This is a genomic window from Poseidonocella sedimentorum (genome assembly GCF_900116005.1).
Taxonomy (GTDB): domain Bacteria; phylum Pseudomonadota; class Alphaproteobacteria; order Rhodobacterales; family Rhodobacteraceae; genus Poseidonocella; species Poseidonocella sedimentorum.
In genome coordinates this window covers 70860-94432 of sequence record NZ_FOYI01000003.1, presented here as the reverse complement: position 1 = coordinate 94432, position 23573 = coordinate 70860, and the positions used below count along the sequence as shown (strand labels likewise).

The window sequence follows — 23573 nt, the reverse complement described above, 5'->3', positions numbered from 1 at the left end:
CGGAAAGACGGCCCCGACGGATGAAACCCCGGGGCCGTCCTGTTTCAGATCAGAGGCTTAGGCCCCCAGAACGCGGTCCCGCTGGGCGGTGTAGGCGCTGTCGGAGACCGACGCCCAGCCCGAGGAAGCCTTGAGCGAGGCGTTGAAGCTCTCGCGGATCTGGGCGTAGAGCGGATCGTCCATGTATTCGTCGAGCGCGGTCGCGGAGGCCGCGCCGAAAGCATCCCAGACGTCGTCGGGGAAGGACATCAGCTTGGTGCCGCCCGCCTGAAGCCGCGCGAGCGCCGCGCCGTTGTTGGCGTTGGACTGCGACAGGTTCCAGTGGTGCGTGGCCATGGCGGCCTTCTCGACGATGCTCTGTTGTGCGGGTGTGAGGCTGTCCCACACGTCGCGGTTCATCGCGGCGGAGAGCGCCGAGCCCGGCTCGTGGAAGCCCGCGGTGTAGTAGTATTCGCAGACCTCTTGCAGGCCGAGGCGTTCGTCGGCAAGCGGGCCGATCCACTCCGCGCCGTCGATGGCGCCGGAGGACAACGCCTGATAGATCTCGCCGCCGGGCACGTTCTGCACCGACGCGCCCGCGATCGCCAGCGCCCGCCCGCCAAGGCCGGGCATGCGGAACTTGAGGCCGTTGAGGTCATCGGCAGAGTTGATCTGCTTGTTGAACCAGCCGCCCGGCTGAAGCCCGGTGTTGCCCGCGAGGAAGGATTTGAGGCCGAAGATCTGGCCGAGCTCGTCGTGCAGTTCCTTGCCGCCGGCATGCAGATACCAGTTGATCATCTCCTGCCCGGTCGCGCCGAAGGGCACGGCGGTGAAGAAGTAGTAGCCGGGATGCTGGCCGCCGAAATAGTAATCGGCGGAGTGGTACATGTCGGCCTGGCCGGCGGTCACGGCGTCGAACACTTCGAACGCGCCCACGAGCGAGCCGGCCGGTTTCTTGTCGATCGTGATCTGCCCGTCGGTCATCTCGGTGATGGCGGTGGACAGGAACGTGGCCGCGTCGTCAAACACGGCGAACCCGTCGGGCACCGAGGTGACCATGGTGAGGGTGCGTTTGCCCTGTGCATAAACGGGCGCGGCGAGGCCGGATGCGGCGGCAGCTGTGCCCCCTACGGCAGACGCCTTGAGAAATGAACGACGGTCCATTGAGTTTCCTCCCTGTCAAAAACGCGGCTCTCCCGGCCGCGCGGATCGTTGCTAGTGGCGCGACCGTAACGCCTCGCCCCGGGCAGTGGAATAGCCTCGAAACCGGATTCCTCAAGCCAAAAACGTTTTTTGATCGATGAGCCTGTAAACGGGCGCTCAAAGCGCCATGGATGCCGCAACGGAAGGCACGCTCGAAAACAGGGCTCGAATCAAGGCGATCCGCAAGATCGGCGCCCCCGGTGACAAAAAAACCGCCGCACGCCCATGACAGGCGGCGGCGGAAAGGTGCAATCCCTCAGGTCGGGCAGATCGGGCATCGGGGCCGGGCAAGGGCCCCGCGCGAGCTCCGCAGGCAGGCAGAGATCGCAGCGCCAGGGGGACAGGGCAACCCGGTCGGCCCAGAGATCGCAGGCAGAAAAGTGATCAACGGCAGATAACGGAAAAGACGGCTCAGAACGCTCCGGGGAGCAAAAGCCCGACAAAGAGCATGGTCACAAGTGCGCTCACGCCGATCAGGTCCTCGGCAAAGGCCAGACGGTCATGCGTAAGAATGCGGCGGATATGGTCAAACATGAGGCGCTCCGTTTTAGAACGATAAGTTGCCACTTTGTTCTCATTTGCCCGGCGAAATGTAAAGAACTTTTTAAGAACATTCGCGAACATTCCGGAACGGACGCACTCAACCCACTGAAATCAAACGGATCGCCTTGTCCTGTTCCATGAGCCACAAAAGCGCGCGGGCGGCTCGCCCCCGGGGCGACGTGAGGTCGGGATCATCCGTAAGAAGCTTGCGCGCATCGCTCTGGGCCGTGGCCATGAGCCCGGCCTGCCGCTCCAGATCGCCGATGCGAAATCGCGGCAGGCCCGATTGCGCCGTGCCGATCACATCGCCCGCCCCGCGCATCTCCAGGTCCACCTGCGCGATGCGGAACCCGTCCTCGGTTTCGCGCAAGGTTGTCAGGCGGCGTCCCGCCGTTTCGCTGAGCGGCGGGCGATAGAGCAACAGACACGTCGACGCCATGGCGCCGCGCCCGACCCGTCCGCGAAGCTGATGCAATTGCGCGAGCCCGAAGACATCGGCGCGCTCGATCACCATGATCGACGCATTCGGCACGTCGACCCCCACCTCGATCACCGTCGTCGCCACGAGCACGGAGGTCTCGCCCGCAACGAAGCGCGCCATTGCCGCGTCCTTTTCCGCAGGCGCCATCTGCCCATGGACCAGCCCCACACGCCCCTCTCCAAGCGCCGCGCGCAGCGCCCCGAAACGCTCTTCGGCCGCCGTGAGATCCACGACCTCGCTTTCATCCACCAACGGGCAGACCCAATAGGCCTGCCGCCCCTCTGCGATCGCGCCGCGCAGGTGTTCGACAACCTCGCCAAGCCGTTCGGTCGTGACCATCGCAGTGGTGATCGGCTTGCGCCCGGGCGGCTTTTCGTCGAGCACGGAGATGTCCATGTCGCCATATTGCGTCAGCGAGAGGCTGCGCGGAATCGGCGTTGCGGTCATGACCAGGACATCCGTCGCCAGCCCCTTGTCCCCCAGCATCTTGCGCTGCGCGACGCCGAACCGGTGCTGCTCGTCAATGATCGCAAGGCGCAGATCGTGGAACGCCACGTCCTTTTGAAAAACCGCGTGGGTGCCCACGAGAATGCCGATCTCCCCGGCGGCGAGCGCCGCGAGTTTATCGCGCCGCGCGGCCCCGCTGTCCCGCCCCGTCAGAGCCTCGAGCCGCACACCGGCCGCCGCCGCCAGCGGGCGCAGCCCCTCCAGATGTTGCCGCGCGAGGATCTCGGTGGGCGCCATCATGACCCCCTGCCCGCCCGCCTCCACCGCGACGAGCAGCGCGAGCATCGCCACAAGTGTCTTGCCCGCGCCCACGTCCCCCTGCAGAAGCCGGTTCATCCGCACAGGCGCGGCCATATCCGCCGCGATCTCGGCCGCCGCGCGCGTCTGGGCCCCCGTCGGCGCAAAGGGCAGCGCGGCGAGAAGCTTTGCGCGCAAGGCGCCATCGCCGACCGTCTCCCGTCCCGCCTTGCGCCGCTGCGCCACCCGCGCGAGCGCGAGGGTCAGCTGATGGGCGAAAAACTCGTCATAGGCGAGGCGCTCATGCGCGGGTGCCGTCGGGCTCACATCGGTGAGCGCCTGAGGCCCATGCGCCGCATGCAGAGCCGCGCTCCAATCGGGCCAACCCCTCGCTGCCTTCAGCGCCGGGTCGATCCACTCCTCGAGGTCGGGAAGCCGCGCGAGCGCCGATTGTGCCGCCCGCGACAGCAGCCGCGAGCTCACCCCCGCCGTCTGGGCATAGACCGGCTCGAACGCCGGGATCTCGCTTGCCTCCTCGATGGGCACCACGAAATCAGGGTGGACCATCTGGGCGATCCCGTCGAAAAGCTCCACCTTGCCGGAGACGATCCGACGCGCGCCTTGCGGCAGGAGCTTGGTCAGGTAGCTGCCCCGCGCCTGAAAATAGACCAGCTGGAAATGGGTCTGCGCGTCGGCCACATCGATCCGATAGGGGCGCCCCTTTTGCGACGGCGGACGGTGGCGCGTAACCTCCACCTCAACCGTCACGACGCCGGGAATGGGCGCGCCCTGCACCGTCTCGCGCCGCTGCCGGTCGATGCCGGAATAGGGCAGATGATAGATCAGATCGCGCGGCTTCTCGATCCCGAGCGCCCCGAGATGTGCGGCCGACTTGGGCCCGATCCCGGCAAGCGTGGTCAGATTCGCGAACAGCGGAAAGAGGGCTTCGGGCCGCCCGCTCATAGCCCCTCGATCAGCGCAAGCCAGCCGTCTTCGTCGATCGTCTCGATGCCGAGCTCGGCGGCCTTCTTCGCCTTGGATCCCGCCCCGGGCCCGGCGATCAGAAGGTCGGTCTTGCTGCTGACCGAGCCCGAAACCTTCGCGCCCAGAGCCTCGGCCCGCGCCTTGGCCTCGGCCCGCGTCATCTTCTCCAACGTGCCGGTGAAGACCAGCGTCTTGCCGGCCACGGGGCTGTCGGTCTGGCGCGCTTCGGCGGCCTGAATGTCGAGCTCGGCCACGAGCCGGTCGATCGACGCGCGCTCCGCCTCCTGCCGGAAGGCGAGCGTGAGCGACATGGCCATGACCTCCCCGACCCCGTCGATGCCCAGAAGCTCGTCCCAGGCCGCGCTCCCGGGCTCGGCCGCATCCATCGCGCCGATGAACCCGTCCCAGGTGCCGTAATGCGTTGCCAGAAGGTTGGACGCCTGTTCGCCCACATGGCGGATTCCAAGGGAGAATATCACGCGGGACAGGGGGATTTTCCGTTTCTCGTCAATGGACTCGAAGAGTTTCTTCGCGCTCTTTTCGCCCCAGCCTTCGCGGTTCTTGAGCTGCTGCATCCCGCTCCCGTACCGCGCTTCGAGCTGGAAAATATCGGCCGGTTCGGCCACCCAGCCGTCGCGATAGAACTGCTCGACCTGTTTCGCCCCAAGCCCCTCGATGTCGAATGCCGCGCGGGAGACGAAATGCTTCAGTTTTTCAACCGCTTGTGCCGGACAGATGAGCCCGCCGGTGCAGCGCCGGACGGAATCCCCTTCCTCGCGCACCGCATCACTGCCGCAATCGGGGCATGTGGTCGGGAAGACGAACGGCGCGGCGTCATCGGGCCGTTTGGAGAGATCGACATCGGCGATCTTCGGGATGACGTCGCCCGCGCGATAGACCTGGACCCAATCGTGCTCCCGAATGTCCTTGCCGCCGCGGATCTCACCGCCCTTGCTGTCGCGCCCGGCGATGTAATCCTCGTTGTGGAGCGTCGCGTTGGAGACGACCACGCCGCCGACCGTGACCGGGGTCAGCCGCGCCACCGGGCTCAGTGCGCCGGTGCGGCCAACCTGAATGTCGATGGCCTCCAGCCGGGTCCAGGCAAGTTCGGCGGGAAACTTGTGGGCGATGGCCCAGCGGGGCGTGGTCGAGCGAAACCCGAGCCGCGCCTGCAAGGCGAGATCGTCAACCTTGTAGACCACGCCGTCGATATCATAGCCTAGGGTCGCGCGTTGCGCCTCGATCTCGCGGTAGTGGGCGATCATCTCCGCAGGGGTCGCGCAGGTGCGGGTGAGCGGGTTGGTCTGAAACCCGAGGTCTGCGAGCCGGGCAATCGCCCCCGATTGGGTCTCGGCCAGCGGCTCCGACAGCACGCCCCAGGCATAGGCGAAGAACCGCAGAGGCCGCGCGCGGGTGATCTCGGGATCAAGCTGGCGCAACGAGCCCGCCGCCGCGTTGCGCGGGTTGGCAAAGGTCTTGGCGCCGGCCTCGGCTTGCCGCGCGTTGAGCGCCGCGAAATCCGCGTGCGACATGTAGACCTCGCCGCGCACTTCCAGCAGCGCGGGCGCGCCCTCCAGCCGATCGGGAATGTCCTGTATCGTCAAGGCGTTGGCAGTGACGTTTTCACCAACCGAGCCGTCCCCGCGCGTTGCCGCCTGCACGAGCCGGCCGTCCTCGTAGCGCAAGGACAAGGAGAGCCCGTCGATCTTGGGCTCGGCGGTGTAGACCAGCGGCGCATCTTCGCTTTGCCCCAGATAGCGGCGGATCGACTGGTCGAATTCCAGGATATCATCGTCGGAAAACCCGTTTCCGAGCGAGAGCATGCGTTGGGCGTGCGTGACCTTGGAAAAGCCCTCGGCCACCGCGCCGCCGATCACGTCGCTTGGGCTGTCCGTGCGTTTGAGCTCGGGAAACCGCGCTTCGATCTCGGCGTTCCGCCGTTTGAGCGCGTCATATTCCGCGTCGGAGATCTCCGGCGCATCGTCGCGGTGGTAGGCCGCATTGGCGCGGTGCAGGGCGGCGGCGAGCTCGTCAAGCTCGGCCCGGGCCTCCGCCTCCGTCAGCGTCTCGACCGGTGTCACATCTGCCGCTTCAACCATCCTGCCCTGCTCCCCGAGGCGTTTTGCAGATGTGATAGGAGCGCGCCGCGGCCGCGTCCAGCCCCTTCCCCGGCCCCGCAGAATGCAAAACAGGCCCGGGCGACCGGACCTGCAAATCTTCTTCAAGATTGCCCTGGGTGCCGGGTCAGGCGCCCACGGCCACAGGAGGGTTTTCCACGCGCGGCTCCGGATCCCGCAACACGTACCCACGGCCCCAGACCGTCTCGATGTAGTTCTCGCCCTCGGTCGCGGTGCTGAGCTTCTTGCGCAACTTGCAGATGAACACGTCGATGATCTTGAGCTCGGGCTCATCCATCCCGCCATAGAGATGGTTAAGGAACATTTCCTTGGTCAGCGTCGTGCCCTTGCGCAGGCTCAGAAGCTCCAACATCTGATATTCCTTGCCCGTGAGATGCACGGGCTTGTTGTCCACATCGACGGTCTTGGCATCGAGGTTGACGCAGATCTTGCCGGTGCGGATGACCGATTGCGAATGACCCTTGGAGCGGCGGATGATCGCATGGATACGCGCGACAAGCTCTTCACGGTGGAACGGCTTGGTGAGATAGTCGTCCGCGCCGAAGCCGAACCCCTTGATTTTGCTCTCGGTATCGTCCTCACCCGTGAGGATGAGGATCGGCGTTTCGACCCGGGCCAGCCGCAGTTGGCGCAGGACCTCATGACCGTTCATGTCCGGCAGGTTGAGATCAAGCAGGATCAGATCGTAATCATAGAGTTTCGCCAGATCGACCCCTTCCTCCCCAAGATCCGTCGAATAGACGTTCAGGTTGGCATGGGTGAGCATCAATTCGATGCTCTTTGACGTCGTCGGATCGTCTTCGATCAGCAAAACTCTCATTAACTTGCTCCAGTTATCTCACACAGCCAACGTTAACCTCTCCAACAAAGGTTAATCTAGCGTTACTGATTAACCAGTTTTGACATATTCAACTCAAGGTTGTCTATATTTTTGTATTGACGTGGTCTTGAGCGCGTCGGTTCCGTGAACCTTGACCGCATTGAGCCACTCATCGAGCTCCTCATCCGACAACCCGTAGCGTTCCTTGGCATTTTCCCGTGAAATCAACCCGTAACGGACGCCATTGACGACCGCCGCCTTGCGCGACGCCACCCAGCGTCTCGTCTCGCTCGGCGGCAAATCGGTCTGGCTCAGCACCGATCCATCCGGGAGGGTCACCGTTCGAAGCCCCTCGATCTTTTTAAGATACATCCCACTCACCCTAAGATATTTCAATGGGTTGAGACCATGCAGAGGAGGCTTTAACGGGGAGTGAAACCGGGCCTTGAGAATAATTAGGATTTTCCTATATTCCCGCTCTATTCCTCGGAGAGTCGCATGCCCCTTGATCGTCCCGATGCCCTCAATTCGCTGGGCTTCGCCAAACCGCCTTCTGAAACGCGCGTCGTCGTGGCCATGTCCGGCGGCGTCGACAGCTCGGTCGTGGCCGCGCAACTGGCCGAAGAGGGCTATGATGTGGTGGGGGTGACGCTACAGCTCTATGACCACGGCGCGGCGCTCGCCAAGAAGGGGGCCTGCTGCGCGGGGCTGGACATTCACGATGCCCGGCGCGTGGCCGAGGAGATGGGGTTTCCGCACTACGTGCTGGATTACGAGAACATCTTCAAGGACGCGGTGATCGACGAATTCGCCGACAGCTATCTCGCCGGGGCGACGCCTGTGCCCTGCATCCGCTGCAACGAGCGGGTGAAATTCAAGGATCTGCTGGAGACCGCGAAGGATCTCGACGCCGATTGCATGGCGACGGGGCATTACATCCAGCGCAAGGTCGGCGCCTCGGGGCCGGAGCTGCATTGCGCCGCGGATGCGGGGCGCGATCAGTCCTACTTCCTGTTTTCCACCACGCCCGAACAGCTCGACTTCCTGCGCTTTCCGCTCGGCCACCTGCCCTCCAAGAACGAGACGCGCGCGCTGGCGGCGAAATACGGGCTGCCCGTGGCCGACAAACCCGACAGCCAGGACATCTGCTTCGTGCCCAACGGGAACTACGCAAGTGTTATCGAAAAGCTGCGCCCCGGTGCGGCGGATCCGGGCGAGATTGTCCACGTGGACGGGCGCGTTCTGGGCACCCATGAGGGGGTGATTCACTACACGATCGGCCAACGGCGCGGGCTCGGGATCGGCGGGCTCTCGGAGCCGCTTTACGTGGTCAAGCTCGATGTGGAAGCGCGACATGTGATCGTCGGGCCCAAGGAGATGCTGGCGACGCGGCGGGTTCCGGTGCGCGAGATCAACTGGCTTGGCGATGCGCTCCTGACCAGCCGCGACGAGTGGCGCGTGTCGGTCAAGGTGCGCAGCACCCGCCCCCCGCGCGAGGCGGTCATCCGGCCGCTGTCGAACACAACCGCAGAGGTCGAACTCATCATCGCCGAAGAGGGCGTGAGCCCGGGACAGGCCTGTGTGTTTTATGAAACCGAGGGCTCCCGGATTCTTGGCGGCGGCTGGATTCACCGCAGCTGATCTGCGCGCGGAGGCAACGCGAGCGGGTTAAAATTCATTGAGATCAATGAATGCCTGCGCGTCCGCGCGGTCGCAGCGCGCCTAACGCCCCAGCCCGTCCAACACAGCTCGCGCCGCGCGCAGGCCCGGTGCCTCGCCGCCTCGGCCAAGGCGCTCCATGGTCAGGCGGAGGGCCTCCTGCTGCGGCTCCGGCGCGATCAGGAGGCTGGAAACCGCCGGGGCGATCCGGTCGGGCTGACAGGCCGCACCGATGAATTCAGGCACCTGCCGCGTCTCGCTCACCAGATTGACCAGCGTGACCGTGTCAATCCGCAGCATCCGGCTCAGGATCATCCGGCTCAGGGGCGACATGTCATAGGCGATGACCATCGGCGTGCCCGCCGCGGCAAGCTCCAGCGAAACGGTCCCGGAAGCGGCGAGCGCCGCGTCGGAGAGGGCGAAGGCGGCCCGTTTGCGCGCGGCATAGTCCGGCGCGGTGGGGTCGATCAGATCGGGCGCCCGGGCCCAGCCCGCCACCGCATCGCGCACCAAGGGCAGGCCGCGCGGCGTCGCGACGGGCAGGATCAGGCGCAGATCGGGGCGTTCGGCCAGAAGCCGCGCGACGGTCTCGCCGAAGATCGGCAACAGCCGCTTGAGTTCGGAGCCGCGCGAGCCGGGCAGGAGCAGGAGCGTCGGCGCATCGCCGAGCCCGAGTTCGGCGCTCAGCGTGGCGCTTTCTTCGGGGCTCGCCTGCGGATCGGTGACGACCGGGTGGCCCACGAAATCGCAGCGCATCCCGGCGGCCGACATGTAGGGCGGCTCGAAGGGCAGAAGCGCGAGCACGTGGTCGATGAAACGCGCCATGTGGGTGGCCCGCTTCGGCCGCCAGGCCCAGACCGAGGGCGCGACGTAATGCACCGTCCGGATATCGCTCGCGGCCTTCACCCGCCGCGCAACGCGCAGGCAGAATTCCGGGCTGTCGATGGTGATGAGCACATCCGGCGCCTCAGAGATCACCGCGTCGGCCGTCTCGATCATGCGGCGGCGCAGGGGGAGGTATTTCGGCAGGATTTCGGTGAGGCCCATGACCGAGAGCTCTTCCATGGGAAAGCGGCTCGAGAGCCCCTGCTCTTCCATGCGCGGCCCGCCGACACCTGAGAACGTCACGCCCGGCGCGAGGCTCTTGAGCCCCTCCATCAGCGCCGCGCCGAGCTTGTCGCCGGAGGGCTCGCCCGCGATCAGAAAGACGCGCAAGGGGCGGCTCATGCCCGCGCCCAGAGGAGGAGGTTTGCGGCCTTGGCAGCCGCGATGACCTCGGGCCGGTCCAGGATCATCACGTCGCCTGCGCGAAGGACGATGCCGCGCAGCCCGGCCTCGGCGGCTTGGGCCACGGTGTCGGGGCCGATGGCGGGCAGGTCGGCGCGGCGGTCCTGTCCGGGCTTGGCGGCCTTGACGAGCAAGCCCTCGGCGCGCTGCGGGGTGTCGGGAAGGGTCGCAAGCATCCAGGCCGTGCCGCCGGCGGCTTCGATCCCGAGGATTTGCCCGGCGCCCGCAACACAGGCCTGGCCCACGTCGAGCGGCGCGAGCGTGTCAAGCAGCGCCATGCCCCGGGCGGCGTCGGCCTCGGCCTGCGGATCGATTTGGCCTGCGAGCACGCCCGCCTGCGCCACAAGGTCAGGGACGATCTCATGCGCACCCATCACGCCGATGCCGCGCGCCTCCAGCAGCTCGATGATGGCGCGCAGGGCGCCGTCGTCGCCTGAGTGAATCGCTTTCGCCAGAACCGGCACCAAAGGCGCGGTGGCCGCATCCAGACCGGCAGGGTCGAAGCCGGGCCGATCGATGGCCCCGGCGAGGCATATCTCGGTCACGCCCCGGTGCGAAAGGTCCTCCAGAAACGTGCCCAGATGTTCGAGCCGGAAGGTCAGCGCGGGCGATAGCCGCTCCGGCCCCTGCCCCTCCAGCGCGCAGACAAGCACCGGCCCCGCCTCGGCCACCAGCTCCGGCAAGCGCCCGCGCCCGGCAATCAGCGCCCTCATTTCGGCGTGAGGAACGAGCGGTCCGTCTCGCCCATGATGAAGGCGGTGATTTCGCGGACATAGTCGCTGTCGGTCTCTTCGGAGAGCCGCTTGGCGCGTTCGGCGAAATTGCCCTCGCCCTGCGCCAGCATCTGGAACGCGGCCCGCAGCGCGGTGATATCGGAGCGCGCCACGCCGCGCCGTTTGAGGCCAACGAGATTGAGCCCGTCAAGCTCGCCGCGCGGCCCCTGCACCAGCCCGTGGGGGATCACGTCGTTGGTCACCATCGAAAGCGCGCCGATGATCGCACCCTTGCCGATGCGCACCCATTGATGCACGCCGCTGAGCCCCCCGATGATCACGTCATCCTCGATCACGCAATGCCCCGCGAGGGCGGCGTTGTTGACCACGATGACCCGGTCGCCGACGACACAATCATGCGCGATATGGCAGCCGGCCATGAAGAGCCCGTCATCGCCCACACGGGTGAGCCCGCCGCCGCCGTCGGTTCCGGTGTTCATGGTGACATGTTCGCGGATGCGGTTGCGCGCGCCGATCTCAAGCCGGGAGGTCTCGCCGCGGAATTTCAGATCCTGCGGGATCTCGCCAATGACCGCGAAGGGAAAGACCACCGTTTCGTCGCCGATGCTGGTCTCGCCGCTCACGACGACGTGGGATTTCAGCACCACGCCGGCCCCGAGCCGAACATTGGGCCCGATCACGCAGAAGGGCCCGATCACGCAGCCGATCCCGATCTCGGCCCCCGCCTCGATCACCGCCGAGGGGTGGATCACGGTTTCAGCCATTTGCGGCTCCGGTGTCCATCATCGCGGTGAACTCGGCCTCGGCGGCCAACTCGCCCTCGACCTCCGCCCGTCCGCCAAAGCGCCAGATCTTGCCGCCGGGCTTGCCGCGCAGGGTCTCCATCTTCATCTCGAGCCGGTCCCCGGGGACGACCATCCGGCGGAACTTGGCCTTGTCGATCGACATGAAGTAAACGAGCATGTTCTTATCGGCCATGCCGATGGCATTGCCCACCATGACCGCCGCCGTCTGGGCCATCGCCTCGATGATCGTCACGCCCGGCATGATCGGCTTGCCGGGGAAATGGCCCTGAAAATGCGGCTCGTTCATGGTCACGTTCTTGATCCCCGTGGCCGAGGCATAGCCATCCATCTCGATCACGCGATCGACGAGGAGGAACGGGTAGCGGTGCGGAATGATGCGTTGGATCAGCGCGATATCCGCCGTGGTGTTGTCTTCCGTCACGGCTCCGGCCTCCTCGATGTTGTTGCTCGTTGGTGCGCTCACCCCTAGCAAGCAGTCCGTCACTGGGCAAGCGGTCCGGCGCGCGGGGTCAGTCCGCCGCGCCGCCCTCCGGCGCCGGGGCCGGGGTTTCGCCGCCGCCCGGAGCCGCGCTCTCCAGCCCGTCGCCGAGCACCGCGTCGATGCGGGCGATGGCGGCATCGGTGATGTCGATGGAGCTGATGGAAAACACCACGCTGCGCCGCTCCACGATGACCGCCGCGCCGCGCTCCTGCATCATCTGGGTCAGGACGGGGCGAACCGCGTTGAGAAAGGTGATCTGCGCCTCTTCGCGCTGGCGCAGGAGCGAGATGTGCTTGGCTTCCTGCGCCCGGCGGATCGATTGGACGCGCGTGTCGAACTCTTCGGCCTCTTGGCGGAAGGTCTCGGCATCGAGCGTCTGGCGCAGGTCGGTGAGCCGCTGTTCTTCTTCGGTGAGCTCCGATTCGATCCGGCGGTTTTCCGCCGCCAGCTCCAGCGAGGCGCGCTCTATTTCACTCGCGACCCGCCGCCCGTAGAGCGACTGGGCAAAGAAGCGATCCGGCTCGATGGTCAGCACGGCGCTTTTCACCACGCCCGTGGACGGGGCCGTCTGGGCCTGAGCCGTTTGCGGCGCGGCGCCGGCCAGAGCCAGCCCGATCGCCAGACCGGTACACAGCCCGAAGAAACGCCAACCGGCCATGATCAGAAGCTGGTGGAGATTGTCAGGTCGAACTCCTGATCCTCATCCCGGTCCTGCTTGTCGAAGGCGTTGCTCCAGTTGAAGCGCAGCGGGCCGATCGGCGTCGCCCAGAAGAGCGACACACCCGCCACCTGCCGGAGGGTGAAATCATCGTAGAGCACGTCCGCCTCATAGGTCTCGCCCACGTCCCAGACCGAGCCGATATCATAGAAGAGACCCGCCGAGAGCCCGTATTCCTCCGGCAAGCCGAGCGGGAAGCCGAGCTCGAACCGGGCCACCGCGTAGAAGTTGCCGCCGAGCGCGTCGTCGGTGTCCGCGTCGCGCGGGCCAATGCCGCCCGGCTCGAAGCCGCGCATGATCGAGGGGCCCATGAAATACCGGTCGGTGACGCGGGAATTGTCATCGTCGTTGTAATGCAGCGCGCCGCCTTCCAGCGTGGCGCGCAAGGTCACTTCCTCGGCCAGAACCTTCATCTGCCCGCGCGCGCTGGCGCTGGTCTGGATGTAGGAGACATCGCCGCCGATCCCGCCGAGATCTTGCCCGAAGCTCAGCACGACCCCGGTCTCGGCATCGAGCCCGGTGCGGCGCGAATCGTAGCTGTAGGTATAGCCGAGCGCACTGCTCCAGCGGCTGCTCTCGTCCGCCTCGTTCTGGATCACGACGCTGGCGTCGTCATCGACGTTGAAAAGATCGGTATAGCTTGCGGTATAACGCAGCTGAAGCCGGCCGTTGGGGCTGACCGGGAAGGTGAAGGAGGGCGAGATCGTCGCCCGCGCGGTGTCGTAGAGCGCGTCGTCGTTGTCGGTCTCGCCGTAGGACAGGTTCAGCCCGAAGCGCAGATCGCGCGCAAGGAAAGCCGGCTCGGCAAAGCCCAGGGTGAAGCGGCGATTGCCCGCGGAGGTCGAGATGCCGAAGTTCAGATGTTGCCCGCGGCCGAGGAAATTGCGCTCGGAGAGCGAGGCCACGACGCCAAACCCGTCCGAGGTCGAATAGTTCGCGCCGAGCGAAAACGAGCCCGTGGGCTGTTCGGTCACGTCCACGTCGATCACGACCTGATCGGGCGCGGAGCCTTCGCGCGCGTTCACATCGGCGTTGGCGAAAAAGCCGAGCGCGCGGATGCGTTCGGCGCTCTGGCGAATCTCGCGCGGGTTGAACGGATCACCCTCGACCACGCGGAATTGCCGACGCACGACACGATCGAGCGTGGTGGTGTTGCCCTCAATGTCGATCCGCTCGACAAAGACCCGCGGCCCGCGCGTCAGGATGAACTCCACGTCGAGCGTCAGGTCCCGGTCATTGCGCGTCACGCGCGGCTCGACCCGGACGAAATCGAGCCCCTCGCGCAGCGCGATCCCCTCCATCCGTTCGATGACCTCTTCCACCGTGAGCGGCGAATAGACCGCGCCGGAGCGGATGCGGATCGCGCGCTGAAAGAGCTCGGTATCAACCTCGGGCAGATCGCTTGTCGCCAGAACCGCGCCAAAGCGGAATTGCTGGCCCTCGGTCACGTTGAACGTCAGGAACACCCCGTCACGCTCGCGCGCGACCTCGGCGCTGACCGAATTGGTGCGGAAATCGACATAGCCGCGATGCTGGTAGAAATCGCGCAGGAGTTGCTTGTCGAACTCGATCCGGTCCGCGACATAGGTGTCGCGCTGCACCAGAAGGCGCAGCAGTCCGGCCTGTTTCGTCTCCAGCTCGCGGCGCAGGCGGCGGTCCGAATAGGCGCGGTTGCCGACGAAACTCAGCCGTTCGATCTCGACATTGCCGCCCTCGAATATCTCGAAGACAAGGTCCACGCGGTTGTCCGCCCGGCGGATGATCCGCGGCGTCACCACGGCCGAGAGCCGGCCCTGCTGGACATAGGCGTCGGTGATGGTGGCGGCGTCCTGCTCGGCGGTGCTGGGGCTGTAGGCGCGGCGGGTCTGGGAGCGGACAAGCGCGGAGAGCTCTTCGTCGCCGATCCGGGCGTTGCCCTCGAAATTGATCACACTGATCGTGGGGTACTCGACCACATCGATCCGCAGCGTCGCGCCGCGCGGCGTCAGCTCGACACTTTCGAACAGGCCGGACTGGACGAGGTTCTGATAGGCGTCGTTGAGCTCGGCCGCGCTCAGGCTCTGGCCCCGCGCGATGCCCGCATAGCTCAGGATCGTGCCATCCTCGACCCGGCGGTTGCCCTCGATCTGCACGGTGTTGAACGCATAGCTCTGGGCGATCGCGGGCGTGACGGCGACGCTTGCGGGCAGCGCGAGGCTCAGCGCGAGAAGCGCGCCCCCTGCCCCGTTGCGCAGCCGCGCTGCGTTTCGCATCTGCGCCCCGTTTCGCACCCGTGCCTGACCCTGTGCGACACCGCCTGCGGCGCTCCGATCCTGCTCTGCCATGCCCACACCCTGCTCATTGATTGCTCAGGATGTGACTACCCACCCGCGCAGGTCTTGTCAAAGTTGAAAGCCGCCATACCGCATGATGGGCCCCGGCCGCGCGATCAGGGGCAGAAAAGATCGTTGGAGATGGCAAAGAGCATCAGCGTGATGATGAGCGCGAGCCCCCCCGCCATGAGCACCTGCAGCGCCCTGTCGCTCGGGGGCGAGCCGGTCACGGCCTCCCAGGCGTGGAACAGCAGATGGCCGCCGTCGAGCACCGGGATCGGAAAGAGGTTCATCAGCCCCACCGCGGTGGAGAGCACCGCCACGAACCAGATGAAATTCGACATACCCTGGCTCGCCATCGCGCCCGAAGCCTCGGCGATTCCGATGGGGCCAGACATGTTGCAGGTGCTGATCGCGCCGGTGATCATGTGCCACAGGCCCGAGAGCGAGCCCTCGACGATGGCGACGGTCTGGGTCGCGCCGAAACGCAGCGAATCCCACAGCCCGGCGCGCTCGGTGGCGGGCTCGAAGAGCAGGCCCCCGGCCACGCCGATGCGCCACTGGGTGCGGAACCCGCCGTCGGGGTCCGGCTCGTCCACCCGGCGCGGCAGCAAGGTGAGGCTGCGGGTTTCGCCCTCGCGCCAGACGCGGAGCAAAAGCGGCGCGCCGGCCGAGTTTTCGACCGCGGTGCGCAGCTGATCAAAGGCAAAGATCGGAGTGTCGCCAAGCGCGGTGATGACATCACCGGGGCGCAGCCCGGCCTCATAGGCGGCCGAACGTGGGGTCAGCTGCACCACAAGCGCCGGATAGGGATAGGGCCCCTCCACATCGCGCAACTGCCCATCCCGGCGGATCTCATAGCTCAGAACCGGGCGCTGCGGGATCTCGTCCCGGGTCCCCGCACCGGAGAGCAGATCATCCACCGCGACGCCGCCGATCGACAGTATTTCATCCCCCACGCGCAGCTCGTTGGTCTGCGCCGGGACCGGCCGCAAGGCGCCGATGGACAGCGGCTCGCGCGTCTCGCCGCCGACAAAGACGATCGCGGCAAAGATCAGGATCGAGAGGATGAAGTTGAACACCGGCCCCGCCAGCACCGTCGCCGAACGCGCCCAGAGCGGCGCGCCGTGCATCGTCCGTCGGCGCTCCGCGGCATCGAGCCCGGTCATCGCCGAGGCATCCTTGCCGCTGGCCGCATCCGCATCGCCGAGGAATTTGACATAGCCGCCAAAGGGCAGCGCCGCGACCTGCCACCGCGTCCCGCGCCCGTCGACCCGCGACCAGAGCACCGGACCGAAGCCGAGCGAAAACACCTCTGCGTGGATCCCGGACCAGCGCCCGACAATATAGTGGCCATATTCATGCACGGCGACGATCACCGAAAGCGCGACAACAAAGGCCAGGAGCGTGAAGCCCACGTTGCCCAGATCAGGAAGCCAGGTAAGAATGTCCAACGGCCTCCTCAGCCGGGTTTGAGAGGGTCACCCGCGTGCGCGTGGCGCGCGGCTGTTGGCGTCGAGATGGCGCAGGGCGCGGCGGTTATCAAGACCCCGCGCGAAAAGGTGAGCCGGGCCCGCGCCGCTTGTCATCAGAGCACCACACCGGCAGCATTGATCGCGGCCTGGATGATCGCGACGAAGAACGCCGCGCCGATCATCCCGTCGAACCGGTCCCAGACGCCGCCATGGCCGGGCAGCAGAGTGGAGCTGTCCTTGACACCGCAGCGCCGCTTGCAGGCGCTTTCCAGAAGATCGCCCGCCTGGCTCGCCATCGACGTGCCGATGCTGAGCGGGATGAGCTCGGGCCCGAGCCCGGTGACCTGCATGAAGCCGAGCCCCACGAGCGCCGCGCCGATCCAGCCCGCGACCGTGCCCGACCAGGTTTTCTTGGGGCTGACCCGCGGCCAGAATTTCGGCCCGCCGAGCGCGCGGCCCGCGAAATATCCCAGAACGTCGGTCGCCACGACGACGCTGACCAGCCAAAGCACCCAGCCGATTCCGCCGTTGAGCCGGAGCGTCAGTAGCCCGAAGCCCGCGGCGATGATCAGCACCGTGACCCCCGCGACCGCCCAGCGAAGCCGTTCGGCCCAGAGCCCGGCGCCCGCCGCGACCAGCGCGGAAATTGGCAGGAAGAAACCCCAGGACGGCAAGAGCGGCAAGACCCCGACCGCCGCGCCCACCGCCAGCGCCATCCGGCGCGCGCCTCGGCGACGTTCCGGCACGGTCATGCGGATGAGCTCCCAGGCCATCGCGGCGCAGATCGCCACCACGAGCAGGTGAAACGCGGGGCCGCCAAGCCAAACGCACAGCGCCCCCACCGCGAGCAAGGCGGCGGATGTGAGGATGCGTGTTCTCAGATCGTCCCAATTGGCCGAAGCCATGATCAGACCTCGACCGCGCCGAACCGCCGCTCGCGCGCACCGAACCGGCCCACCACAGTGGCGAAAATCTCGGGCGTGAAATCGGGCCAGAGCGTGTCGATGAATTCATACTCCGCATAGGCCGATTGCCAGAGCAGGAAGTTTGAAATCCGCGCCTCACCGCTGGTCCGGATGACAAGATCCGGATCGGGCAAAACGCAAGTATCCAAATACTTTGGCAGCGTTTCTTCATTCACCGCTTTAGGATCGAGCCGCCCCGCCGCAACATCATGCGCAAGGCGCCGGGTGGCGCGCGCGACCTCGTCCCGCCCGCCGTAGTTCAGCGCGATCGTCAAATGCACCCGGTCATTGCCCGCCGTCAAAAGCTCCAACTCATCCATGAGCGCCACGAGCGTATCATCGAGCCGGACCCGGTCGCCGATGAACCGAACGCGCACCCCGGCGGACAACAGCGATTGCGATTCCCGGATGATGTATCGGCGGAAAAGCTTCATCAGCCCCGAAACCTCGGTCTGCGTGCGCTTCCAATTTTCGGTCGAAAAGGCAAATATCGTCAGGTACTTGACCCCGAGATCCGGGCAAGCTTCCAAAACCGCGCGCACCCGGCGCGCGCCCTTGTGATGGCCATAGAGCCGCGGCTTGCCGCGCATCTGGGCCCACCGCCCGTTGCCATCCATGATGATGGCGACGTGCTCCGGCGTCTTGCTAGGATCGATGTCCTTGGCCATGTATGCCTTTCCGGCCCGCATGTCGGGCCAGGTCTGTCGCCACCGGGCTCAGACCTGCATGATCTCATCCTGTTTCGTCTCCAGGGCCTTGTCGATCTGTGCGATGTAGCTGTTGGTCAGCTCCTGCACCTCGTCTTCCCAAAGCTTCTGGTCGTCTTCCGACACTGCGCCGTCGGCCTTTGCGCGTTTGATCTGATCCATCCCGTCGCGCCGGACGTTGCGCACGGAAACCCGCGCGTTTTCAGCATAGTGCCCGGCGACCTTGCCAAGCTCGCGGCGGCGCTCTTCGTTGAGCTCCGGAATCGGCAGCATGATGATCGTGCCGTTGAGCTGCGGGTTGATCCCGAGCCCGCTTTCGCGGATCGCCTTCTCGACCTTGCCGACAAGCCCCTTGTCCCAGACGTTGATCGTCACCATCCGCGGCTCGGGCACATTGACCGTCCCGACCTGGTTGATCGGGGTCATCTGACCATAGGCATCAACCTGTACCGGCTCCAGCATGCTCGCGCTGGCCCGCCCGGTCCGCAACGAGGCAAACTCGGTCCGCAGGTTGGTGATCGCGCCCTCCATGCGGCGCTCCAGATCATCGGTATCGAGAATAAAATCTTCAGACATGGCTCACTTCCTTCCGGGCTGATGCCCGTTTTTTCTTGCTTTTACGTAAATCCTGCCCCGAGGTCACCCGACAATCGCTATCCCTGCACACGCGTATAGGTGCCTTCGCCGGCGAGAATCCCCCGGAACCCGCCGGGCTCATCAAGCGAAAAGACGATGATCGGCAGGTTGTTGTCCCGCGCGAGCGCGATCGCCGAGGCATCCATGACCCCGAGCCGCTTGGCGAGGCAATCGTCATAGCTCACCGTATCATAGCGCACTGCGTCATCGTGTTTCATCGGATCCTTGTCATAGACACCGTCGACCTTGGTGCCTTTGAAAATTGCCTCGCAATTCATCTCGTTAGCGCGCAAAGTTGCAGCGGTATCGGTGGTGAAATAGGGGTTGCCCGTGCCGGCCGCGAAGATGCAGACCCGCTTTTTCTCAAGGTGGCGCACGGCGCGGCGGCGGATATAGGGCTCGGCCACCTCGTCCATGCGAATGGCGGAGATGACCCGGGTGAAGACGTTGAGCTCCTCGAGAGCCGATTGCATCGCCAGCGCGTTCATGACCGTGGCCAGCATGCCCATGTAGTCGGCGGTCGTCCGCTCCATGCCCTGGGCCGAGCCCTGAAGGCCGCGGAAGATATTACCGCCGCCGATCACCATGCAGACCTCGACGCCGAGCGCCTGCACCGATTGGACCTCGCGCGCGATTCGCATCACGGTGGGCGGGTGCAGGCCGTAGCCCTGAGGGCCCATGAGCGCCTCGCCTGAGATCTTCAACAGCACGCGTTTGAAGGTTGTCTTCGGGGTGGTGCTGTCTTCTGCCATGGCGGGCTCCTCAAGGGGCTTGTGATTGCCGCGCAAAATGTCTCAAAACCGCAGGATGTTCAATCGAAGATACCGCCCCCGTCATGCCTTGGGCGCGCCATCGTGGTGAAGTTGCCCATCGATGCGCCGGCAGAGCGGCCGATCCTCATCGCCGGGCCCACCGCCAGCGGCAAGAGCGCGCTTGCCCTGCGCTATTCCGAGGCCCAGGGGCGCGAGGTCATCAATGCCGATGCGCTGCAGGTCTATACAAACTGGCGCGTGTTGTCGGCGCGGCCCGATGCGGCCGATCTCGCCCGCGCGCCTCACGCGCTTTACGGGCATGTTGCCTGGGATGCGGCCTATTCGGCGGGGCATTGGCTGCGCGATCTTGCGCCCCGGCTTGGCCGCTCGCCCGCGCCGGTGATCGTTGGCGGGACGGGGCTCTATTTCAGCGCGCTGACCGAGGGGCTCTCGCAGATCCCGCCGGTGCCGGAAGATGTCCGCGCCCGAGGCGATGCGATGAGCCGCGAGGAGATGATCGCCGCGCTCGACCCGCAGACCGCCGGGGCCATCGATCTGGCCAACCGGGCCCGCGTGCAGCGCGCCTGGGAAGTGCTTGAAAGCACAGGCAAACCACTGGTCGCATGGCAGGCGGATAAAACCCCGCCGCTCTGCCCGCTTGACGAGGCAATCCCGCTCCTGCTCGACGCGCCGAAGGACTGGCTCACGCCGCGCATCGCGTCGCGGTTCGATCAGATGCTCGGCGAGGGCGCGCTGGACGAGGCGCGCGAAAACCTCGCGCGGTACGATCCCGCCCTGCCCTCGATGAAACCGATCGGCGCGCCGGAGCTTGTGGCCTATCTTCGGGGGCAGATGACGCTCGATGATGCGCGCGAGGCCGCAACCATCGCAACGCGCCAATATGCCAAGCGGCAACGCACGTGGTTTCGCGCCCGGATGCGCGACTGGACGGTCGTTTCAGCCGCCGCGCTCTAAGCGCCCGCCCGCCGCGTCCAGGCCCAGAGGCAGAGGAGCTCCATCGCCACATGCGCCCCCGCGACGGCGGTCGCGCCCGACGGATCATAAGGCGGCGAAACCTCGACGACATCGCCGCCCACCATGTTCACCCCTGCCAGATCGCGCAGAAGGATCGCCGCCTGCCCGCTGGAGAGCCCGCCCCAGACCGGCGTTCCCGTCCCCGGCGCAAAGCCCGGATCGAGGCAATCGATGTCGAAGCTGAGATAGGCCGGGCGCGCGCCCACGATCTCGCGCGCCTTCTTCGCGGCAGCGGCGGGCCCGGCCTCATGCACCTCGCGCGCGTCTATGATGGTGACCCCGAGCGGATCGTCCACGACCGTCCGGATCCCGATCTGCACCGAGGTCGCGGGATCCACGATCCCCGCCTTGATCGCCTTGTAAAACATCGTCCCGTGGTCGATCCGGCTCATGTCATCGTCCGGCCAGGTGTCGGTGTGCGCATCGAAATGGATGAGCGAAATCGGCCCGAACTTCTCGGCGTAAGCCTTTAGAATCGGAAAGGAAATGTAGTGGTCCCCCCCAAGCACCACACTCGCCGCGCCCGCCTCAAGGATGCCACGGACATGCGCCGTCAGCGCATCGGGAAAATCGGCCACGCGCGCATAGTCGAAGGCCAGGTCGCCGTAGTCCACCACGGTGAATTCCGAAAGCGGATCGAAGCCCCAGCCATAGGGAGGATCGTAGGGCTGCAGGGTCGAGGCCTCGCGGATCGCGCGGGGGCCAAGCCGCGTGCCGGGGCGATTGGTCACCGCCTGATCGAAAGGCACGCCGGTCACGGCCACATCGACTCCGCTCAGATCCTTGGTATATGTCCGCCGCAGGAACGACAGCGCGCCGCCAAAGGCGTTTTCGTGGGTCAGCCCGCGCCGATCGCGCCGCGTAAACGCCTGATCGACCTGTTCGCTCGCCTCTTTCAGTCCCATGAGCCCATCTCCTTGCACCTGCCGGCCGCCCTTGCCCCTTGCAACCGGCCCGGGCGCCGACCAATAACCTCTCAAACGATGTTTCACAGCCAAACGCGCCCGGCAATGGGGCAGATGGAGGCAAGATGACGAACCGCGCGACCGGAGCCGGCACGGACACCCCCCCGCAAGAGGCCCTCATCCACGACCCGGACGCCGGGATCGAGCGCCTGCTGGAAATCATGCGCCGCCTGCGTGATCCCGAATCCGGCTGTCCCTGGGACATCGAGCAGGATTTCGCCTCCATCGCGCCCTACACCATCGAAGAGGCCTACGAGGTCGCCGACGCGATCGAGCGCGGGGCCTGGGGCGAGCTTGAGGGCGAGCTGGGCGATCTGCTGCTGCAATCGGTCTATCACGCGCAGATGGGCGCCGAGGCCGGGCACTTCACCTTCCAGAGTATCGTTCGGGCGATTTCCGACAAGATGGTCGCGCGGCATCCGCATGTCTTCGGCGCCGAGAGTCGCGACAAGAGCGCCGCGCAACAGACTGATGACTGGGAGAAAATCAAGGCGCGGGAACGGGCCCAGAGAGCCGAAATCGGCGTGCTGGACGGTGTGGCCACCGGATTGCCGGCGCTCACCCGTGCCGTGAAGTTGCAAAACCGGGCCGCGCGCGTGGGGTTCGATTGGCCCGAGACGGGACAGGTCGTGGACAAGATCGCCGAAGAGGCCCGCGAGCTGGTCGAGGCCCGGGCGGAGAAGTCGCAAGACGACATCGCCGAGGAATACGGCGATCTGCTTTTCGTCATGGCCAATCTCGCGCGGCATCTCAAGATCGACCCCGAGACCGCCCTGCGCGCGGCAAATGCGAAATTCACCCGCCGCTTCGCCTTCATCGAAGACCGCCTCGGGGCCGACGGGCGCCACCCCCGGGATGCCACTTTGGATGAAATGGACCGCCTGTGGGATGCGGCCAAGGCCGAGCGCCCCGCTCCGGACCGATGACCCATCACGGCGATGGTTTATTCCTAGTGCTTCGCTCGGCTATTCACTTGAGCGTTATAGTCGGTTAAACCCCGAACCACGTCACTATTTGACCATGTTCGAGGGAGGATCTCGTGAAACGACTCTGTACTGCGGCCCTGGCCGTCCTGATTGCCGCGCCGGCGATCGCCGAAGAGGTCAACGTCTATTCCTATCGTCAGCCGGAATTGATCGAGCCGCTGATGACGGCCTTTACCGAAGAGACCGGCGTGGATGTGAACCTCGTCTATCTCAACACCGGCATGATCGAGCGGCTCAAGGCCGAGGGCACGCGCTCGCCCGCGGATCTGGTCTTCACCGTCGATATCTCGCGCCTCGCCGCCGTGGTCGATGCGGACCTGACGCAGCCGGTCTCCAGCGAGATGCTCGACAAGAACGTCCCCGACGCACTGCACGATCCTGCCGGCCACTGGCATGCGCTGACCACCCGCGCGCGGATCGTCTACGCTTCCAAGGAGCGCGTCTCGGATGGCGAAGTTACCACCTACGAAGACCTCGCCGACGAGAAGTGGAAGGGCCGCATCTGCACCCGTTCGGGCACCCATGCCTACATGGTCGCGCTCACCTCGGCGATGATCCACCATCACGGCGAAGCCTATGCCAAGGAGTGGCTCGAAGGGGTGAAGGCAAATCTCGCCCGCAAGCCGCAGGGCAATGACCGCGCGCAGGTCAAGGCGATCTGGGCCGGGGAATGCGATATCTCGATCGGCAACACCTACTACATGGGGCTGATGCTCAAGGATGAGGAACAGAAGGAATGGGCCGATAGTGTGCGCATCGTCTTCCCCACCTTTGAAGACGGCGGGACCCACGTTAACGTCTCCGGCTTCGCCATGACCGCCAATGCGCCCAACAAGGAGGCGGCGATGAAACTCGTGGACTTCCTCGCCTCGCCGCGCGGGCAGGAAATCTACGCCGAGGACAACAACGAATACCCGATCGCGCCGGGCACATCCCCGAGCGAGCTGGTCGCGTCCTGGGGGAGCTTCACGCCTGACGACGCCAACCTCGCGGACCTCGCCGCTCTGCGGCCGGTCGCGCTGCGCCTAACCGAAGAGGTTGACTACGACGGCTGAACCGAGCCGTTGAAGAAAGTGAAAGGCGGCTCCGCGGGGCCGCCTTTTCTCCGCGCTCTGTTCGACGCGCATCAAACTGTTCGATCTACGGCAAACAGTTCGCGCCCG

At 65.8% G+C, this 23573-nt stretch carries 22 protein-coding genes; 4 read left to right on the top strand and 18 right to left on the bottom strand.

Annotated features, from left to right (window positions below):
* Positions 1 to 57: 57 nt before the first annotated feature.
* From BM353_RS05875 to sciP, 6 genes are all read right to left on the bottom strand, one after another.
* Entirely contained in the window at positions 58 to 1143 is a 1086-nt protein-coding gene (locus BM353_RS05875) for a TRAP transporter substrate-binding protein (protein WP_092077791.1), read from the bottom strand.
* 450 nt (positions 1144 to 1593) lie between these two features.
* Positions 1594 to 1716 carry a hypothetical protein gene (locus BM353_RS17155; protein ID WP_281248109.1) on the bottom strand — a complete coding sequence of 41 codons (123 nt, stop codon included), beginning with the start codon at positions 1714 to 1716 and terminating at the stop codon, positions 1594 to 1596.
* Between the two features lie 106 nt (positions 1717 to 1822).
* Positions 1823 to 3913, bottom strand: coding sequence for an ATP-dependent DNA helicase RecG (recG, locus tag BM353_RS05865; RefSeq protein ID WP_092077785.1), 2091 nt, complete (start codon positions 3911 to 3913; stop codon positions 1823 to 1825).
* A complete protein-coding gene (gene ligA, locus BM353_RS05860) occupies positions 3910 to 6033 on the bottom strand; it encodes an NAD-dependent DNA ligase LigA (RefSeq protein ID WP_092077782.1) in 2124 nt (707 codons plus the stop codon). Before ligA ends, recG begins: the two co-directional genes overlap by 4 nt.
* Before the next feature lie 145 nt (positions 6034 to 6178).
* A complete protein-coding gene (ctrA, locus tag BM353_RS05855) occupies positions 6179 to 6892 on the bottom strand; it encodes a response regulator transcription factor CtrA (RefSeq protein ID WP_092077779.1) in 714 nt (237 codons plus the stop codon).
* Between the two features lie 93 nt (positions 6893 to 6985).
* Positions 6986 to 7264 carry a CtrA inhibitor SciP gene (gene sciP, locus BM353_RS05850; RefSeq protein ID WP_092077776.1) on the bottom strand — a complete coding sequence of 93 codons (279 nt, stop codon included), beginning with the start codon at positions 7262 to 7264 and terminating at the stop codon, positions 6986 to 6988.
* A 126-nt stretch (positions 7265 to 7390) separates the two neighbouring features.
* On the opposite strand from sciP, the gene mnmA reads away from it, so the two are divergent.
* On the top strand, positions 7391 to 8533 hold the full coding sequence (gene mnmA, locus BM353_RS05845) for a tRNA 2-thiouridine(34) synthase MnmA (RefSeq protein ID WP_092077772.1): 1143 nt from the start codon (positions 7391 to 7393) through the stop codon (positions 8531 to 8533).
* Between the two features lie 81 nt (positions 8534 to 8614).
* Here the strand turns inward: mnmA and lpxB are convergent, their stop codons facing one another.
* The 11 genes from lpxB to pyrH all read right to left on the bottom strand — a co-directional run bounded on the left by lpxB (position 8615) and on the right by pyrH (position 19424).
* Positions 8615 to 9778, bottom strand: coding sequence for a lipid-A-disaccharide synthase (gene lpxB / locus BM353_RS05840; RefSeq protein WP_245759581.1), 1164 nt, complete (start codon positions 9776 to 9778; stop codon positions 8615 to 8617).
* Positions 9775 to 10551: an LpxI family protein gene (locus tag BM353_RS05835; protein ID WP_092077766.1), complete on the bottom strand. Its 777-nt coding sequence runs from the start codon at positions 10549 to 10551 to the stop codon at positions 9775 to 9777. Before BM353_RS05835 ends, lpxB begins: the two co-directional genes overlap by 4 nt.
* Complete coding sequence (gene lpxA, locus BM353_RS05830; protein ID WP_092077763.1) at positions 10548 to 11336, bottom strand: acyl-ACP--UDP-N-acetylglucosamine O-acyltransferase; 789 nt, start codon at positions 11334 to 11336, stop codon at positions 10548 to 10550. Before lpxA ends, BM353_RS05835 begins: the two co-directional genes overlap by 4 nt.
* Positions 11329 to 11799 (bottom strand): 3-hydroxyacyl-ACP dehydratase FabZ, encoded by a 471-nt coding sequence (fabZ, locus tag BM353_RS05825; protein WP_092078474.1) that lies wholly within the window; start codon positions 11797 to 11799, stop codon positions 11329 to 11331. The genes lpxA and fabZ overlap by 8 nt, the downstream gene beginning before the upstream one ends.
* Before the next feature lie 88 nt (positions 11800 to 11887).
* Positions 11888 to 12517, bottom strand: coding sequence for an OmpH/Skp family outer membrane protein (locus BM353_RS05820; RefSeq protein ID WP_092077761.1), 630 nt, complete (start codon positions 12515 to 12517; stop codon positions 11888 to 11890).
* A 2-nt stretch (positions 12518 to 12519) separates the two neighbouring features.
* The gene (bamA, locus tag BM353_RS05815) at positions 12520 to 14829 is read right to left on the bottom strand and encodes an outer membrane protein assembly factor BamA (protein WP_092078471.1); all 2310 of its coding nucleotides are present in this window, start codon (positions 14827 to 14829) and stop codon (positions 12520 to 12522) included.
* Positions 14830 to 15005: 176 nt separating this feature from the next.
* Positions 15006 to 16343, bottom strand: coding sequence for an RIP metalloprotease RseP (gene rseP, locus BM353_RS05810; protein WP_092077758.1), 1338 nt, complete (start codon positions 16341 to 16343; stop codon positions 15006 to 15008).
* A 134-nt stretch (positions 16344 to 16477) separates the two neighbouring features.
* A complete protein-coding gene (locus BM353_RS05805) occupies positions 16478 to 17269 on the bottom strand; it encodes a phosphatidate cytidylyltransferase (RefSeq protein ID WP_177220459.1) in 792 nt (263 codons plus the stop codon).
* Positions 17270 to 17271: 2 nt separating this feature from the next.
* A complete protein-coding gene (gene uppS / locus BM353_RS05800; protein ID WP_092077751.1) occupies positions 17272 to 17997 on the bottom strand; it encodes a polyprenyl diphosphate synthase in 726 nt (241 codons plus the stop codon).
* A gap of 48 nt (positions 17998 to 18045) precedes the next feature.
* Positions 18046 to 18612 carry a ribosome recycling factor gene (gene frr / locus BM353_RS05795; protein WP_092077748.1) on the bottom strand — a complete coding sequence of 189 codons (567 nt, stop codon included), beginning with the start codon at positions 18610 to 18612 and terminating at the stop codon, positions 18046 to 18048.
* Between the two features lie 77 nt (positions 18613 to 18689).
* Positions 18690 to 19424 carry a UMP kinase gene (gene pyrH / locus BM353_RS05790; protein WP_092078468.1) on the bottom strand — a complete coding sequence of 245 codons (735 nt, stop codon included), beginning with the start codon at positions 19422 to 19424 and terminating at the stop codon, positions 18690 to 18692.
* 105 nt (positions 19425 to 19529) lie between these two features.
* Here pyrH and miaA point away from each other — a divergent pair, with 105 nt between their 5' ends.
* A complete protein-coding gene (gene miaA / locus BM353_RS05785; RefSeq protein WP_092078464.1) occupies positions 19530 to 20399 on the top strand; it encodes a tRNA (adenosine(37)-N6)-dimethylallyltransferase MiaA in 870 nt (289 codons plus the stop codon).
* Here the strand turns inward: miaA and speB are convergent.
* Positions 20396 to 21364, bottom strand: coding sequence for an agmatinase (speB, locus tag BM353_RS05780; RefSeq protein WP_092077745.1), 969 nt, complete (start codon positions 21362 to 21364; stop codon positions 20396 to 20398). The two genes, miaA and speB, sit on opposite strands and share 4 nt — an antisense overlap.
* A gap of 125 nt (positions 21365 to 21489) precedes the next feature.
* On the opposite strand from speB, the gene mazG reads away from it, so the two are divergent.
* On the top strand, positions 21490 to 22350 hold the full coding sequence (gene mazG, locus BM353_RS05775; protein ID WP_092077742.1) for a nucleoside triphosphate pyrophosphohydrolase: 861 nt from the start codon (positions 21490 to 21492) through the stop codon (positions 22348 to 22350).
* 113 nt (positions 22351 to 22463) lie between these two features.
* Positions 22464 to 23465, top strand: coding sequence for a Fe(3+) ABC transporter substrate-binding protein (locus BM353_RS05770; protein ID WP_092077739.1), 1002 nt, complete (start codon positions 22464 to 22466; stop codon positions 23463 to 23465).
* Positions 23466 to 23573: the final 108 nt, after the last annotated feature.